General features: G+C 70.6%; 13 protein-coding genes. 7 read left to right on the top strand and 6 right to left on the bottom strand.

Translation table 11 applies throughout. The features are described from left to right. Nucleotides 1–36: 36 nt before the first annotated feature. Nucleotides 37–1,377 carry a nucleotide disphospho-sugar-binding domain-containing protein gene (locus ABH920_RS24730; protein WP_370351482.1) on the top strand — a complete coding sequence of 447 codons (1,341 nt, stop codon included), beginning with the start codon at nucleotides 37–39 and terminating at the stop codon, nucleotides 1,375–1,377. A 208-nt stretch (nucleotides 1,378–1,585) separates the two neighbouring features. Here ABH920_RS24730 and ABH920_RS24725 read toward each other — a convergent pair whose 3' ends face one another. Continuing rightward, nucleotides 1,586–1,969: an FCD domain-containing protein gene (locus ABH920_RS24725; RefSeq protein WP_370351481.1), complete on the bottom strand. Its 384-nt coding sequence runs from the start codon at nucleotides 1,967–1,969 to the stop codon at nucleotides 1,586–1,588. 110 nt (nucleotides 1,970–2,079) lie between these two features. On the opposite strand from ABH920_RS24725, the gene ABH920_RS24720 reads away from it, so the two are divergent. Genes ABH920_RS24720 through ABH920_RS24710 form a run of 3 tightly spaced genes read left to right on the top strand, consistent with a single transcriptional unit; the run spans nucleotide 2,080 to nucleotide 4,489 of the window. Next, nucleotides 2,080–2,832 (top strand): GntR family transcriptional regulator, encoded by a 753-nt coding sequence (locus tag ABH920_RS24720; protein ID WP_370351480.1) that lies wholly within the window; start codon nucleotides 2,080–2,082, stop codon nucleotides 2,830–2,832. Continuing rightward, entirely contained in the window at nucleotides 2,829–3,923 is a 1,095-nt protein-coding gene (locus tag ABH920_RS24715) for a TauD/TfdA family dioxygenase (RefSeq protein WP_370351479.1), read from the top strand. Before ABH920_RS24720 ends, ABH920_RS24715 begins: the two co-directional genes overlap by 4 nt. Beyond that, nucleotides 3,920–4,489 carry a phosphonate degradation HD-domain oxygenase gene (locus ABH920_RS24710; RefSeq protein WP_370351478.1) on the top strand — a complete coding sequence of 190 codons (570 nt, stop codon included), beginning with the start codon at nucleotides 3,920–3,922 and terminating at the stop codon, nucleotides 4,487–4,489. The genes ABH920_RS24715 and ABH920_RS24710 overlap by 4 nt, the downstream gene beginning before the upstream one ends. Before the next feature lie 13 nt (nucleotides 4,490–4,502). Here the strand turns inward: ABH920_RS24710 and ABH920_RS24705 are convergent, their stop codons facing one another. Continuing rightward, complete coding sequence (locus ABH920_RS24705; RefSeq protein WP_370351477.1) at nucleotides 4,503–5,279, bottom strand: VOC family protein; 777 nt, start codon at nucleotides 5,277–5,279, stop codon at nucleotides 4,503–4,505. Nucleotides 5,280–5,425: 146 nt separating this feature from the next. On the opposite strand from ABH920_RS24705, the gene ABH920_RS24700 reads away from it, so the two are divergent. After that, nucleotides 5,426–6,856, top strand: a complete 1,431-nt coding sequence (locus ABH920_RS24700; RefSeq protein ID WP_370351476.1) for a hypothetical protein — start codon at nucleotides 5,426–5,428, stop codon at nucleotides 6,854–6,856. Here the strand turns inward: ABH920_RS24700 and ABH920_RS24695 are convergent. Then, the gene (locus ABH920_RS24695) at nucleotides 6,797–7,048 is read right to left on the bottom strand and encodes a hypothetical protein (protein ID WP_370351475.1); all 252 of its coding nucleotides are present in this window, start codon (nucleotides 7,046–7,048) and stop codon (nucleotides 6,797–6,799) included. The two genes, ABH920_RS24700 and ABH920_RS24695, sit on opposite strands and share 60 nt — an antisense overlap. Before the next feature lie 125 nt (nucleotides 7,049–7,173). Here ABH920_RS24695 and ABH920_RS24690 point away from each other — a divergent pair, with 125 nt between their 5' ends. Further along, nucleotides 7,174–8,097 carry a ketopantoate reductase family protein gene (locus ABH920_RS24690; RefSeq protein WP_370351474.1) on the top strand — a complete coding sequence of 308 codons (924 nt, stop codon included), beginning with the start codon at nucleotides 7,174–7,176 and terminating at the stop codon, nucleotides 8,095–8,097. 66 nt (nucleotides 8,098–8,163) lie between these two features. Here ABH920_RS24690 and ABH920_RS24685 read toward each other — a convergent pair whose 3' ends face one another. Together ABH920_RS24685 and ABH920_RS24680 are read right to left on the bottom strand one after the other, a co-directional pair. Beyond that, complete coding sequence (locus tag ABH920_RS24685) at nucleotides 8,164–10,500, bottom strand: NACHT domain-containing NTPase (RefSeq protein WP_370351473.1); 2,337 nt, start codon at nucleotides 10,498–10,500, stop codon at nucleotides 8,164–8,166. Further along, entirely contained in the window at nucleotides 10,487–12,961 is a 2,475-nt protein-coding gene (locus ABH920_RS24680) for an NACHT domain-containing NTPase (protein WP_370351472.1), read from the bottom strand. Before ABH920_RS24680 ends, ABH920_RS24685 begins: the two co-directional genes overlap by 14 nt. A 402-nt stretch (nucleotides 12,962–13,363) precedes the next feature. On the opposite strand from ABH920_RS24680, the gene ABH920_RS24675 reads away from it, so the two are divergent. Continuing rightward, nucleotides 13,364–14,464, top strand: a complete 1,101-nt coding sequence (locus tag ABH920_RS24675) for a YbhN family protein (protein ID WP_370351504.1) — start codon at nucleotides 13,364–13,366, stop codon at nucleotides 14,462–14,464. A gap of 10 nt (nucleotides 14,465–14,474) precedes the next feature. Here ABH920_RS24675 and ABH920_RS24670 read toward each other — a convergent pair whose 3' ends face one another. After that, nucleotides 14,475–14,723: an SCO4226 family nickel-binding protein gene (locus ABH920_RS24670; RefSeq protein WP_370351503.1), complete on the bottom strand. Its 249-nt coding sequence runs from the start codon at nucleotides 14,721–14,723 to the stop codon at nucleotides 14,475–14,477. Nucleotides 14,724–14,824: the final 101 nt, after the last annotated feature.

The following is a 14,824-nucleotide window of genomic DNA, read 5'->3' as shown; positions in this document are numbered from 1 at the left end:
GCCGTCCAGCCGTCGTCACAGGGTACCGACCTAGGGGTGAATCGCTTGAGAGTCCTGCTCGTCACCGGCGCGTGGAAGTCGCACCTGTACCAGATGGTCCCGCTCGCCTGGGCCCTGCAGTCGGCGGGGCACGAGGTGCGGGTCGCCGCCGACCGCGGATTCGCCGGCAGCATCGCCGAGACCGGGCTGATCGCGGTCCCCGTCGGGTCGGACGAGAGCCTGGCGGAGCGCTTCCAGCGCGCCCGGGGCGCCGACGCGCCGAAGATGTCGGCCCAGGTCCCGGCCTTCATGGCCGGTACGCACTTCCAGGACGCGCTGTTCCACCTCGGAGGCGGTCCCCGGGAGGAGCTGAACCCCGAGGAGCTGGCGTTCCTGCTGGCCACCCTGCTGCCGGCGATGTGGATGGTCAACGACGAGATGGTCGAGGACCTGGTCGACTACTGCCGCTTCTGGCAGCCCGACCTCGTGCTGCGCGACGTGGTGGCGCACGCCGGCGGGGTGGCCGCGGACGTCGTCGGCGCGGCGCACGGGCGCGTCATGGGCTGGAACGACACCTTCCACCGGGTCCGCCGCGACCTGCTGAGCGCCCAGCGGCGGCGGCCCGCCGAACCGGACCACGTCCGCGGCTGGTACGAGGGCTGGGCGGAGCAGTACGGACGCCCGTTCACCGAGGAGACGATCACCGGGCAGTTCGCGGTCAACGTCCTGCCCGAGCGCTGGCGCCTGGAACCGCACGACCGGACGCTGTCGATGCGGTACGTGCCCTTCAACGGCCCCTCGGTCGTACCGTCCTGGCTCACCGAGCCGCCGCGCGCCCCGCGCGTCCTGATGACGTTCGGCATCTCCCGGGTGGAGTGGGTCGACGCGGTGGAGATGACGCGAGACCACGTCCAGGAGATGCTGGACGCGGCGGCCGACCTCGACGTCGAGCTGATCGTCACCCTCCCGAAGGAGGACCGCGACCGGCTCCGCGGCGTCCCGAAGAACACCCGCGTCGTCGAGTTCGTGCCCATGAACGTCCTGCTGCCCACCTGCACCGCCGTGATCCACCACGGCGGGGCAGGCTGCTTCAACAGCGCGATGGTCTACGGGATCCCGCAGATCATCGTCGAGGGCTCCGTCGACGCCATCGCCAAGCGCCGGATGCTGCACGAGACCGGAGCCGGGGTGTCCCTGACCCTGGACGCGTTCTCCGGCCCGGTCATGCGCGACCACATCACGAGCCTGATCAAGGACGACGCGTTCCGCGAGGGCGCGGAGCGGCTCCGGCAGGAGGCGCTGGGGCATCCCACCCCCGACGAGCTGGTGCCGGAGCTGGAACGGATCGCCTCGGAGCACCGGGCGCGGCGGTCGGGCGGGGCCGGCTCAAGGGGCTGAAACCACTGGCGGCGGTGCCCATGGACCTCCAGTGCGCGACCGCCGACATGCAGAGCCATATCGCGGTCGACATCTGCCAGGCGGGCAGCCCGGATCTTGGCACCGCCGTGCACTCGGCAGATCGCCGAGGATCAGGCGCCGAAGGTGGTCGGCGTGGGGTCGGCGCGGCGCTCGGGTGAGGGCCGCCGGCCCTGGGCGTCTCAGCGCCTCACCAGCCGGTCGCGCCCGGCCTCGTACCGGCGCCGGCCATCAGCACGCTGAGCGCCGCGACCAGCAGCTTCGCGGTGCCGAAGCGGTGCGACGCGCGCGCCACCAGCGGCAGCGTGGTGAGCACGCCGCTCCACGCCTCCGAGACGCCCTTGTCGTGCTGGATCGTCGGCAGCAGCGCCCCGACGCCGGTCAGCAGCCCCGGCGACACCACGCGGTGCGGCCGGTCCCGGGCCGTGCCGAGGTAGTCGTAGACCTCGATCAGCAGACTGTTGCGGCTGGCCTGCGCGATCGTGCGGTGGAACGCGCCGTCGGCTCCGGCCAGTGCGGCCATGTCGTCGGGGGTGCCGGCCTTCGTCATGGGAGTCGCGGGGGGAGTCTTCACCCGCCGTTCACCCACCGAGCCGGCGTCGCCGAGTAGCTTGTTCCACCAAGACAGAACTTGGTCCTACAAGTTTCACGGACCGGTGACCGATCCCGAGGAGAGCAGACGCCATGCCGGCAGCCATGTACCAGGACCTGGCCGCGACCCTGCGCGACGCCATCGCCGACGGCAGCTTCCCGCCCGGCTCCCGCCTGCCCTCCGAGCACGAGGTCTCCGAGCGCTACGGCGCCTCGCGCAACACCGTCCGGCGGGCCTTCGCCGCGCTGAGCCAGGACGGCCTGATCTCCTCGCATCAGGGCGCGCGCCGCATTGTGCTGGCCGAACCCCGCGTGCAGAGTTTCAGTGAGCTGCGATCGTTCTCGCGCTGGGCACGCTCCATCGGCGAGGTGCCCTCCGGCCGGGTGGTGCTGCTGGAACGGCGGGCCGCCACCGAGGTCGAGGCTCAGCAGCTGGCTCTGGCGGCGGGGGAGCAGGTGGTGTACCTGGTCCGCCTGCGCCTGCTCTCCGGCCGGCCGGTGATGATCGAGCGCACCGCGTACGCCGACCGGGCCGGGTCCCTGCTCGGGCTCGTCGACCTGGAGCGGGAGTCGGTGTGCGAGCGGCTGGAGGAGTACGGCATCTTCTTCGCCCACGCGCAGCACACCATCGAGGCCGTCAACGCCTCCGCCGAAGACGCCGCGCTCCTGGCGATCGGGCCCGGCGAGGCCCTGCTGCGGGAGCGGCGGCGCACCACCGACCACGACGGCCGGCCGCTGGAATGGTCCGAGGACGTCTACCGCGGCGACGCCGTCGCCTTCTCCATCCGCAACTCCCTCGGCGCCGCTCCGCTGGCGCGCGACCACGTCACGAAGGACCGCTCATGACGCTGCCCGTCACCGACTACCCCGCGCTCTGGCTGCGCGACAACTGCTCCTGCGCCGACTGCGTGGCACCGGGTACCGAGCAGAAGCTCCACGGCATCACCGACCTGGCGCCGGACACGCGCATAGCCCGGATCGAAGAGGACGAGGACGCCGTGGTCGTCGTCTTCGCACCGGACGACCACCGCAGCCGCTTCACCCACGCCTGGCTGGCGGCGCATCGGCTCGACGGTGCCTTGGCCGACAACCGCGCCGAGGACGCCAAGCAGCTGTGGCAGGCCGCTGATCTGGCCGACTCGATACCCGCCGGTTCTTGGCCGGAGTTTCAGCAGGACCCGATCGAGCGCGCCGCGGGACTGGAGGCCTTGCTGAACCGGGGATTCTTCCTGCTGCGAGGCGTCCCGGTGACTGGCGGTGCGGTCCTGACGGTGGCCGAGTCCTTCGGCTACGTGCGCCGCACCAACTACGGCGAACTCTTCGAGGTCCGGGTCGAGGACCAGCCCACGAACCTGGCCTTCAGCAGCCTCCCGATCACGCCGCACACCGACAACCCCTACCGCGATCCCGTCCCGACCATCCAGCTGCTGCACTGCCTGGTGAACGCCGCCGACGGCGGGGACTCCGGCCTGGTGGACGGCTTCGCGGCGGCAGCGCTGCTGCGAGCTGCGGATCCCGCCGCCTTCGATCTACTCGCCCGAACCCCAGTGACCTTCCGCTACGCCGACGCGGCGACGGAGCTGTCCGCGACCCGGCCCCTCATCGGCCTGGACCCGGTCGGCCGGATCCGCGAGATCCGTTTCAACAACCGCTCGATGCGGCCGATCGTGCTGCCGGCCGATCAGATCGCCGCCTTCTACGCGGCCTACCGGCGGTTCGCCGAAATCCTTTACAGTGCCGAAGCGCAGCTCACCTTCAGGCTGGAGCCCGGGGACTGCGTCGTGTTCGACAACACCCGCGTCCTGCATGCGCGCACCGGCTTCCGCGCCGGCGGCGCACGTCACCTGCAAGGCTGCTACGCCGATCTGGACGGCGCGTACAGCGAACTCGCGGTCCTGCGCCGCGGATCCATCGAAACGAACGGAGCGGCACGATGAACGCAGCGAACGCAGCGAACGCAGCGAATCCGGTCGACACCATCGCGACCCTGTTCGCCGAGCAAGGCGCGAACGACTACCTCGGCGAGGCCGTGACCCAGTCCGCGCACATGCTCCAGGCCGCGGCGCTCGCCGAAGCCGCGGGCGCCCCGGCCGCGCTGGTGGCCGCCGCCCTGCTGCACGACGTCGGACACTTCACCGGCCCGGTGAGCGGCGAGGACCTGATGTCCGGCACGGACAACCGGCACAGCCACGTCGGCGCGGACTGGCTCGGCATCTGGTTCCCGGAGTCGGTCACCGAGCCGGTGCGGCTGCACGTCGCCGCGAAGCGGTACCTGTGCGCCACCGAGCCCGGGTACTTCGAGAAGCTGTCGGAGGCGTCCGTCTACACCCTGCAGGTGCAGGGCGGTCCGATGAGTGCCGAGGAGGCCGAGCGGTTCGCCGCCGGCGAGTACGCGGTCCAGGCGGTGGCGCTGCGCCGCTGGGACGAGGAGGCGAAGGATCCCGAGGCCGTCGTCCCGGACTTCGAGTACTACCGGCCGCTGCTGGAGGAACTGGTCCGCTGACGCTGACGCCGGCTCAGGCCGCGGTGGCGTCCTCGCGTTCGGCTTCGTAGAGCGCGAACACAGCCCCCTGCGGATCCCGCAGCGTCGCGAAGTAGCCCGTGCCGGGCAGGCGGAACGCCGGGGTCAGGGTCTGTGCGCCCAGCTCGGCGGCCTGCTCGGCGGCCGCCGCGGCGTCGTCCGTCCGGAAGTACAGCAGCCAGTGCGGCGGCACGTCGTCGGCGATGCCCGAGGCGCTCATGTCCTGTACGCCGCCGAACCGCCGGTCCCCGGCGCTGAGGTGCGCGTAGGCGTCGTCGCTGATCGACCAGCCGAACAGCGCCTGGTAGAAGGCGTTCGCGGCGGGCACGTCGCGGGTCGCCAGCTCCGCCCAGCACGGAGCGCCGGGCTCGTCCCAGAGGCCGAAGCCGTGGAAGGTGCGGGGCTGCCAGATGGTGAACATCGCGCCGGCGGGGTCGCGCAGGACGGCGAAGCGGCCGTTGTCGAAGATGTCCATCGGGGCCATCAGGACCTCGCCGCCTTCCTCGGCGGCCCGGGCGGCGGTGGCGTCGGCGTCCAGGACCGCGAAGGAGACCGTCCAGGCGACCGGCTGGCCCGGGGCGTAGAGCGGGGACATGGACGCGACCGGGATCTCCTCCAGCGCCGCCATGGTGTAGCCGCCGGCTTCGGCGCGCGGGTCCGTGGCGACGGTCCAGCCGAACAGCGCGGCGTAGAACTCGCCCGACTTCGGGACGTCGGGGGTGCCGAGTTCGGCCCAGCACGGTGCGCCGATGGCTGCTTCGGACGGCCTCATGCGGGCCAGGTTTCCACGTCGTACGGGGGCCCGCGAGCGGAAACCGGGACCCCTTCATCCGTTCAGCGCAAGCGATTCGTGTCTCCGGGTCCTGATCGCCCAGAGTAGGCGCGTCTTCGGCAACCTCGGGCGGACGGATTCGGACCTTGGCCACACGGTTCTCGGCAACGGCGGCGGCGATCGGGCTGGTGGGCGGGGTGCTCGCCGCCTCGCCGGTGGGTGCGGCGACGGCGGCGACGGCGGCGGCGCGTCCGGTGCCCTTAGGTCCGGCGGCGGGCTCGGGCGCCATCCCCTACTCGGTCGCCGACCCGGACACCGCGCCCCGCCCGGTGGTCACGATCGAGATCGGCGGCGTGCAGCTGCTGATGCTGCTGGACACCGGCTCGACCGGCATCCGCGTGGCGGCCGACAAGATCCCCTCCGGCGCGGTCACCGTCACCGGCCCGGCCGCGGCCTACGGCTACGGCAGCGGCATCCAGCTGCACGGCGACCAGGCCGACGCCGACGTGGTCATGAACGGCTACCACACCGGTCCGCTGCCGATCGAGCTGGTCCGCTGGACCGACTGCTTCGCGGACAAGCCCGACTGTCCGGCCGCGCACGGCGCCAAGCCCGCGATGTTCGGCGGCGTCCTGGACGGCATCATGGGCGTCAGCCCCGAGGAGATCTCCGGGCTGGTGAACCCGCTGTGGGCGCTGCACGACGCCGCGGGACACCACATCGGCCGGCAGTTCGCGGTGAGCTACGACCCGTCGCAGGTCAGCGGCGAGATCCAGCTGAACGTCCCGGCCGCCGGCTACGGCCTGGCGCGGCTGCCGAGGACCCCGGCGGGCAGCCACCGGCACGTGCGCTCGGCGCTGCTGCCGGCCGCGCCGCCGTCGTGGAACCCGCGCGCCGTGCAGACCTGCGTCGAGGGCGCCGCGCTGGCGAAGACCTGCGGCCCGGCGATGTTCGACACCGGCACGCCGGAGTTCGCGCTGAACGTCCCCGGCGGTCCGGCGGGCACCTGGCCGGCGGGGCGCTCGCTGCTCGTCGGCGTCCCGGAGGCCGGCTGGACGGCTGCTTACGGCACCGGGGCCGGGACCGGCGTCACCGTGGCCGACGCGCCTTCGACCACGACCTCCGGCACCCTGATCGGGTTCCCGGCGTTCGCGCAGGGGCCGATCCGCTTCGACCTGGAGGCCGGGACTGTCGGCTTCCCGATGCACTCGGAGCTGGGGACGGCACTGGCGTCGGCGCCACAGCAGCGCGGCCTGGTCGAGGCCCCGGTTGCTCCGGCGGCCGTGGTTCCGGCGTCGGCCCCGGTCGCCGTGCCCGCAGCCGCGCCTCAGCACTCTGCGACGACACCCGCCGCGCCCAAGCACGCGACGCCCAAGCACGCGACGCCCAAGCACGCGACGCCCAAGAAGCGCTACCCGACGCTGCCCTTCCACAAGGCCGGCAAGAAGGCCCACAGCCTCCCCGACACCGGAGTCCCCATGTCAGCAGCCCTCGGGGCGGTCACCGCGCTGACCGCACTACTCGCCGGCATCGGTACCGTCCGCGCCGCGCGCCGCCGCACCGACCGCGAGGCCTGATCCCGGCAGCGGCGCCCCGGGCTGGTGGACCCGGTGGTGCCCCAGGTCGTGGCGGCAGCCGAACAGCGACCACTTGTGGCCGTCGCAGAGGTCGTGGGTCGACGCGGCGGCCGTGGCCGGCGCGAGTGAAGCGGCGACGACGCAGGCGGCGGCCAGGCGCGCGAGGGTTCGGGGACTGACGAGTGACTTCATGCCCTCCAGACTCGCCATCCGCCGGGCCGGCCGCCGCATTCGTTGCTCCGAACGGATGGGAATGATCACCGCCCCGCCGTGGTTGCCCGCTGAGGACCACTGTTGTTTCCCAGGAGGGGTGCGAAATGCGGATTCTCGTCGTCGGAGCCGGGGCCACCGGCGGGTACTTCGGCGGGCGGCTGGCCCAGGCCGGGCGCGACGTGACGTTCCTGGTCCGCGAGGCCCGGGCGCGGACGCTGCGCGAGCGCGGCCTGCGGATCGTCGGGCTCGGCGAGCAGACCGTGCTGGAGCCGAAGCTGGTCACCGCCGACACCGTCGAGGGCCCCTACGACCTGGTGCTGCTCACCGTGAAGGAGTCCGGCCTGCTCGGCGCCGTGGCCGACCTGGCGCCCGCCGTCGGCCCGGACACCCTGATCCTGCCGGTGCTCAACGGGATGCGACAGATCGACGTGCTGGTCGAGCGGTTCGGCGAGGACGCGGTGCTCGGCGGCATCGCCTACGTCATGACCACGCTCGACGCCGACGGCGACATCCTGCGCCTGGCCCCGATGCACCGCCTGGCCTACGGCCGCCGCGACGGAAGCCTCGACGACCGCATCCAGGCCGTCCACGCCGAGCTGTCCGACGCCGGCTTCGACACCGCGCTGTCCGAGCGGATCCTGTCGGGCATGTGGTCGAAGTGGACGTTCATCTCCGCCCTCGGCGCGGTCTGCGTCCTCGGCAACGGCACCGTCGGCGAGGTCGCGGCCGTCCCCGGCGGCACGGCACTGGCCGACGCGGTCCTGACCGAGGGCGCCTCGGTCGCGGCGGCGGCCGGATACCCGGTCTCGGACAAGGAACTGGACGTCTACCGCGGCATGCTCACCGAGCAGGGCAGCGACGACACCTCTTCGCTGTTCCGCGACCTGTCCGTCGGCCTCCCGGTCGAGGCCGAGCAGATCTTCGGCGACCTGGTGGCGCGCGCCGAGGCGCTGGGCGTCGCGGTGCCGCTGCTGGGGGCGGTGGCGGTGCGGCTTCGGGTGCACAACGCTCGGGTGGGCGGGGCGTAAGGCCTGGCCGCCGAGTGTGCCTGTAGGTGCCTGTAGACGTAGGCCGCATCTATGCGCGGCCTATGTCTAGTCAGTGCCCCAATCACCGGAGTGGCGCCTGTGCGACTCGGCCGCGGCGTCGGAGTCCGGGTCGGCCGGGCCGATCGTGACTTTGACGCCGTCGCCCATGACGACCTCGACCGTGCTGCTGATACGGCTGCTGTTCAGCCGCAACCAGCGGAAGATCACCTGGACGACTTCCCCGATGCTCAGGGCGGCCGAGCTGGTCAGGGTGATCGTGTCGTCCGGACCGATGTCGCTGACGACGGCCGGATGGCCGAAAGGCTCCACCGACTCCGAATACAGCCACTCGTGGAGTCTGCGTAGGTCGTTCTCGTCCGCCAGCCGCAAGGTGAGTTGCTGGGATCCTTTCGCGGTGAGCGGATTTCGGCGCCGGACGAGGTCGACTTCGTGGCGGATCTCCGGGTCGAGCCGGGAGACGCCGACCATGCAGGCTTGCAGGACCGGGTCCAGGACGGTCCGGCGCAGCGGTTCTCTCCGGTAGCGCTCGAGGAGCCCGTGGACGATCTCCTCCGTCTGGCGGCCGTGCGAGAGCGCTGTCGTCATCGGAACGATCCCGCGCCATGTCGGCTTGTGCGCGTTGCGTACGAGCTCGTCGACACTGTGGTGATCGAGGAAGCTCTCCGCGCACAGGTACTCCATGAAGGAGCGGTGGACGAACTGGACCCGGTCGGGAGCCGGTTCGATGAGCATGCCGCTGCGTTGGACCAGGTAGTCGTACGTCACCTCGGAGGACAGGAGGGCCCGCGGCAGGGCCATCCGCTCCTCGTCGAGGTAGTGGACCGCCTGTTCCTTGCTGAGTTCGGTCACGTCGGCCAGGACCATCTGGAGCGCGAGCCGGCCGAGCAGCAGCAGTGTCTCGTGGCGCGGAAGGCCGCGGGAGCCGCTGATCGCGCGCTGGACGTCGCGGCGTTCGACGAACATCTCGATGAACGCGCGGTAGATCTCGAACCCGTGAAAGGCCAGTTCACCCTGTTCTCTGAACAGCAGGCAGGCCAGCGTGCACATGAGTGGAGTCGAGGCGATGTCGCGGAGTCGGCTGTCCGCTTCGATGATGTCCAGGAGGCGGTTCGTCTCGCTGGTCGGTTCGCCACCACCGAGAAGACCGAACCATTGCCGCACGAGCTGTGTCGTCGCGCTGCGATCGAGCGGTAGAACCTCGGCGATCGCGAACGACCGTGACTCCAGGAACGGGGCCCACCGTCCACCATGGCGCGAGGTCACCACATACTGACACGCGGGATATGAGCCGATGATGTGCTCAAGCCACGACAGGGTTCGCTTTTGTACTTCGGGGGACGTCTCGTCGATTCCGTCGATGAGGATGAGCAGGCCGCCCTCGGCGGCGCGCCGTCTGATCGCCGATTCCGTAGCGTGGGTGGTCGCGGCGGGAAGCGCGAGCCGGGTGAGGGCGTGGATGTCGGCCGGGAAGTCGGCCTCGTTGCGCAGGCCTCGTGCCTGGACGTAGAGGGGCAACAGGTCGTTGAGGGGTGTGAGCAGGCCACTGTGCGCCCGCCGGGCGCTGGAGACGGCGAGCCACTTGAGGATGCTGGTCTTGCCCGATCCGGCCGGCCCGTGCAGGAACAGCAGCCGGTTGTCGCACACGGCCCAGTCCAGGGGCAGGTCGGTGCGCTGGATCTGGACCGTGGGCTGGGCGAAGGTGTCGGTCAGGCGCTGGTGCTGAACCGTCGCGGCGACGTCGAAACCGAAGAGCTCGACCCGGTCCAGTACGTCGGCGACGGTGGATCGGTACGACGCCTCGGGCTCGGCGGTCTGTACGGTCCCATCCGAAAGGCGGGAAACGGCGCCGTCCACGATCTCCGAAAGCTCTCCCTCGCGCCGAAGCAAGGTCGTGAGCGCATGTGAGGGGAACGTCGGGAGTCCGGTGACGACGGCGATCAGGACAGCCGTGGTTTCCCGCAGAAGGAAGTCGTAGAACGACTGGGCGGGCCCGCTCAGCCGGTGCCGTTCGTCCCTGCCGGAGCGGCGCCTGATGAGATCGGCGACGGACACCGGGTCCATGTCCGCCTCGATGACGTCCTGCACGGTGAGCTCCGCTGCGGCCCAGCTCTCCGCGACGGCGGTCATCGCCTCCAAACGCTCCGCGTCTGCCAGGCCTCGGAACTCCACGGGGTCGGAGACCAGCCGGGCGGCGACTGTCTCCGCGGCGGTCTCGAGTTGGCGGGTCACCCGTCGGCGGTCCATCACGTCGGGCACCTGCTCGGCGACCACTTCGGAGATTTTTGCGTTCGGGCCATGCCGACGTCCCAGCAGCAACATCTCCGCGAGTGTGCGCGCGAACTGATCGCCGACCATGATCGCGGCGGGATCAAGAAACCCCATGATGACCTTCGTTCTCTCCGACCAGCTCGATGGTGATGGCGGGGTCGCGCGGTTGCGGGTCGAGGATCAGATCCAGCCGTGCCACGCGGATGGTGAGATCGGTACGGCCGTTGAACAGAACCGCTGGGAGCGGCTCGGTGAGCTCGATGGTCGTGACGTCGGGCAGATAGCGTAATGCCTCGGCTTCGTCCGAATCGTGGATGGCCAGCGGGCCCGGGGGAGCGTGGAGTTGGGAGAGCACCAGTCGCGCATAGGGCTGCCGCCCGAAGGAGGTCCAGGCACCCCACAACAGCTCCTGGCCTTCCGGACTCGCTTTGGCCGCGATCACTTTCAGCGCCAACAGAGCGGGATCGCCGATGTGTCGGGCGACGGCGACGGCGCACGCCACGACCTCGTCGGCGCAGACCTCGTCGTCGAGGTGGACGCTGGTCAACGTGTCGAGCACATGTGTCGCGACGTCGAGGAGCCCGGCGCAGTCGCCGTTCGCCGGAGGTATCAACCGACGCGCGGTCTCGACGGCGCGCTTGAGGACGGCGGGCTTGATGGTGCGCGAGGCTTGGGCCGCGCAGCACGCCACGGCCGCCAGCGCCGCCGCCCCCGGGCCGCCTTCGTCGACCTCGTTCAGCAGTGTGGTGATGAGCTGCGAGGCGGAGTCCTGATTCAACCGCCCGGCGCCGGCGACCGCGACCTTCGCGTGCCGCGGTGTCTGAGCCTCGTCCCTGAAGAACCCGACGTACTTCTTGTCCACGAGCGCGCGGGCTGCCAGGTGATCGCGGACGGCGTCGCTCACGAACGACATGCCGTCGTCGGTATGACGCAGAATCGAGTAGTGCGCGAACACCTGGTCGAGGAAGGCGGCGGCGCCGGGTGGCGGGTCGGTCTTGGTGAAACTGGCCATGGTTTCGGAAAGCAGAGCCGGGTCCATGGAGGCGCTGTTGTGCAGGCACCATTCCGCGATCCACCGGTGGACATCGATCGCGAGCTTCGGGCTCTGGCCGGCCGGTGCGGGTGTGTTGCCCGCGTCCCGTGCGGCCATCTTCCTCAGGACGCTGTCGACGAGGTCGATCCAGTCCTGGGGCAAGTCCAGGTCGGACTCGAGGAACTCCTCGCAGACCAGCGTCGCGATCAGCGGAGTGCACATCATCTCGGCCAGGACTGAGACTTTGCCGAGACCGGTGATCAGCTGCTCGCCTCTGTCCAGCACGGCTTGGCGCTCGTCCACCGTCACGAACTGGTCCGCCACCGCGCCGTGCCACTGAGCCACCAGCCGATGGAGGTCGTCGATGTGCAGCGGCTGGAGTTCGGCGACGGTGAATCCGTGCGCTGAGAGCCAATCCTGCTGGACCGTGCCATGGCGCGCCGCGATGACGAACGCCGATTTCGTGGCCGAGGTGGTCAGCCAGTCTTCGAGGTCCGCGAGGTTCTCGGGTCCGCGCCCGGTGTTGGCCAGAGCCGACTCGACGCCGTCGAGGAGGATCACGGCCTTACCGTCGTACGCACGGTCCTGGGCCCACCAGCCGGGTATGTGGACCAGCGGGCTGTAGAGCTCCTTCGGGACGTCTCCCAACGGCGGCAGGCCGGCCCGGTCCTTCAGATCGACGTAGATCGGGACGATCGAGTTCCAGCTCGGCGTGCCGTCGAGGCGCTCGTGGGCCAGGGTTCGGTGGAACAGGTGCTGCAGGAGCATCGTCTTGCCGGAGCCCGGGCCACCGGTGATCAGGACTCGCCGGTTCGTCCCGAGGACCTCGGTCAAGGGCGCGGCGACGCCGTTGACCAGCGCCCGGGGTTCGACGTAGGTGGCCTGCACGGGAATGGCCACCGTTCTGGTGTTCAGCCGGAGCTGCCGCGAGGCGAGCCGGCGGCCGGCGTAGTCCCGGTAGAGGAGGAAGCTGTGGGCGTCGTCGATCTGCTTAATGCCCCGATGCAGGGTCAGCGGGTAGTCCAGGGCCTCGGTGATGTGGCGGACCTGATCGGCCAGGGTGCCGATCAGGATGCTCTGTGCCGCATCAGAACGCTGAAGCACTCCGATCATCCTGACGCTGACTTCGCGAAGCATCCGATGGTAGGCCCAGTCGGTCTCGCCGAGCATCGCCTTGGTTGTTCTGCCCGGGTCCTTTTCCAGGTAGTAGTGGTAAAGACGATCGGCCGAGAACCCCGTTTCGGAGATCAGCTCCGGCCCCACCGGCACGGCGTCGAGCGTGTCGCGCACCGCGTAGACGGCCCCGGTCAGGTCCTCGTTCGGACCGGCGAGCTGGAGGACCGTGACGGAAGTCCGGGCGATGCCGTCCGCCACCTTCTCGAGCTCTTGGCGGTTCCTGCGTTCCTCGCTGCCGCGCAGGGTGCCACCCGCGGCCGCCGCCGCGGCCTCGGCCGCCAGAGTCGCGATCCACGCCTGCGGGATCAGGTAGACCGCGAGCGTTTTCACCAGCGTTTCCGCCACGGCTGCCGCGGGTTCGCTCATGCGCGGGGTCAGACGAAAATGCACGGGCGATCCCATCTGGACGGACCGAGGGCGATATTCCGTGGCTGAGCAGGGACAAGCTATCACTCGAGCCCTGCGGAACATGTCCGAACCGAAGAGAAAACGCCAGGTCCGGTAGCGCGGGCAATGGTGACGGTCGGGGCCGCCGACTGCCCGCCGACAGTTCGTCGCGCTGGCAGAGCGCATGGCAGATGTCCACTGTCGTCGCTCGGCACATTCGTGTCTTTTCGGTGCGGCCGGAGCAATGCCCCCGCATAGTTATGCCCGTTCCGTTAACCTCCTTCGATATCAGAGTGTTCTTGTCAGGGCTCTTGTTAATGCTCTTGTCGGTGTTCTTGTGAGTGCTCTTGTCAGAGGCCGGAGGGGGCTGACGTGGCTGTCATGGGGAGGGCTGGTGCTCGGGGACGGCGTGCGGCCGCGGTGCTGGTGCCGGCGGCCGTGTGCGTCGCCGCTTTCGGCTACGGGCTGCCCAAGCTCGCGCCGTATCACGGCGTGCTGGGTACCTTCCGGGCGCTGACCTCCGGCTGGGCGGTCGTGGTGCTGGCCGCCGCCGCGGTGAACCTGCTCGCGAACTGGGTCTTCATCGCCGCCGCGATTCCCGGCCTGCCGTTGCGGCGTGCGGCCGCGGTGAACCTGGCTTCGACGGCGGTGGCGAACACGGTGCCGGCCGGTGGCGCGGTGTCGGTCGGGGTGAGCTGGCGGATGCTGTCCAGCTGGGGGCTGAGCCGGCGCTCGTTCGCGGTCTACACCGGCGTCACCGGTGTCTGGAGCACCCTGGCCAAGCTGGCGACGCCGGCCGTGGTGGTGCTGGTGCTGGCCGGCACCGGACGGCTGACCTCGGGCAACGGCGCCGTCGCGACACTGTGCCTGGGCGCGGCGATCTGCGCCGGTGCCTTTATCGCCGGCGTGGCGCTGGTCCGCCGCTCGCTGCGCGACGAACGCGCGGCCCACGCGGTCGGCCGTGGCGCCCAACGTTGGGCCGACCGCGCCTTCCGCCTGGCGCACCGCACGGCTCCGACCACGATCGCCGCCGCGGTGGTGCGCTTCCGCGACGACTCGGTGGAGCTGCTCCGGGCCCGCAGCCGGCGGCTGACCCTGGCCAGCATCGGCAACGACCTGGGCTGGCTGCTGGTGTTCCAGACCTGCCTGCTGGCCTGCGGCGTACCGCAGTCGCAGGTCCCGTGGAGCCGCTGCCTGGCGGGCTTCGCCCTCGCACGGGTGCTCTCGGCGGTGCCGGTGACGCCGGGCGGCGTCGGCGTGATCGAGCTGGGACTGACGGCCTACCTGGCCATCGGCCTGGACCCCGCCGGCGCCGCGCGGGTCACGGCGGCGGTGCTGCTCGCCAGGGCGCTGACGTACGTGCTGCCGATCCCTTTGGGCGCTGTGGCGTACGCGGGATGGCGGCTGCGGCGGCCGGTCGCGCGCAGCGAAGCGGCCGCCGCCACTGAAGGTGCTGAGGGTGCTGAGGGTGGGGAGAGTTAGCTAGCCGCCCTCACGCCGTGATCGGCACCTCGTAGACCTCGTCGGCCGGATGGCCGGCACGCTCGTGAACCCGCATCACAGCTTCCTTGCTCGGCCCGGTGGACAGGCAGAAGACCATCCCGGACTCGGGATCGAGCCAGGCCTTCTCGAAGTGCACGCCCTCACTCGCCTCAATGGCGAGGTCGGCCGCATGCGCCTCCTGCAACTGGTCACCGGTCACCCCGACGAACCCCTTGTGTACATCCATGAAGGTCGCCACGCGGACCACCTTCCCTTCCTTCCGCGGCGCTGGTTCCCTCCAGCATTGCCGGTTCTGGCTGGGCCCGCCTGATCGGCGAAATTCCGGGGAGTTTGGGTGGG

Origin of the sequence: Catenulispora sp. EB89 (assembly GCF_041261445.1) — a bacterium.
In the GTDB taxonomy this organism is placed as follows: Bacteria; Actinomycetota; Actinomycetes; order Streptomycetales; family Catenulisporaceae; genus Catenulispora.
Note: the sequence above shows the minus strand (reverse complement) of the source record. Positions and strands in the feature narration are given on the sequence as shown.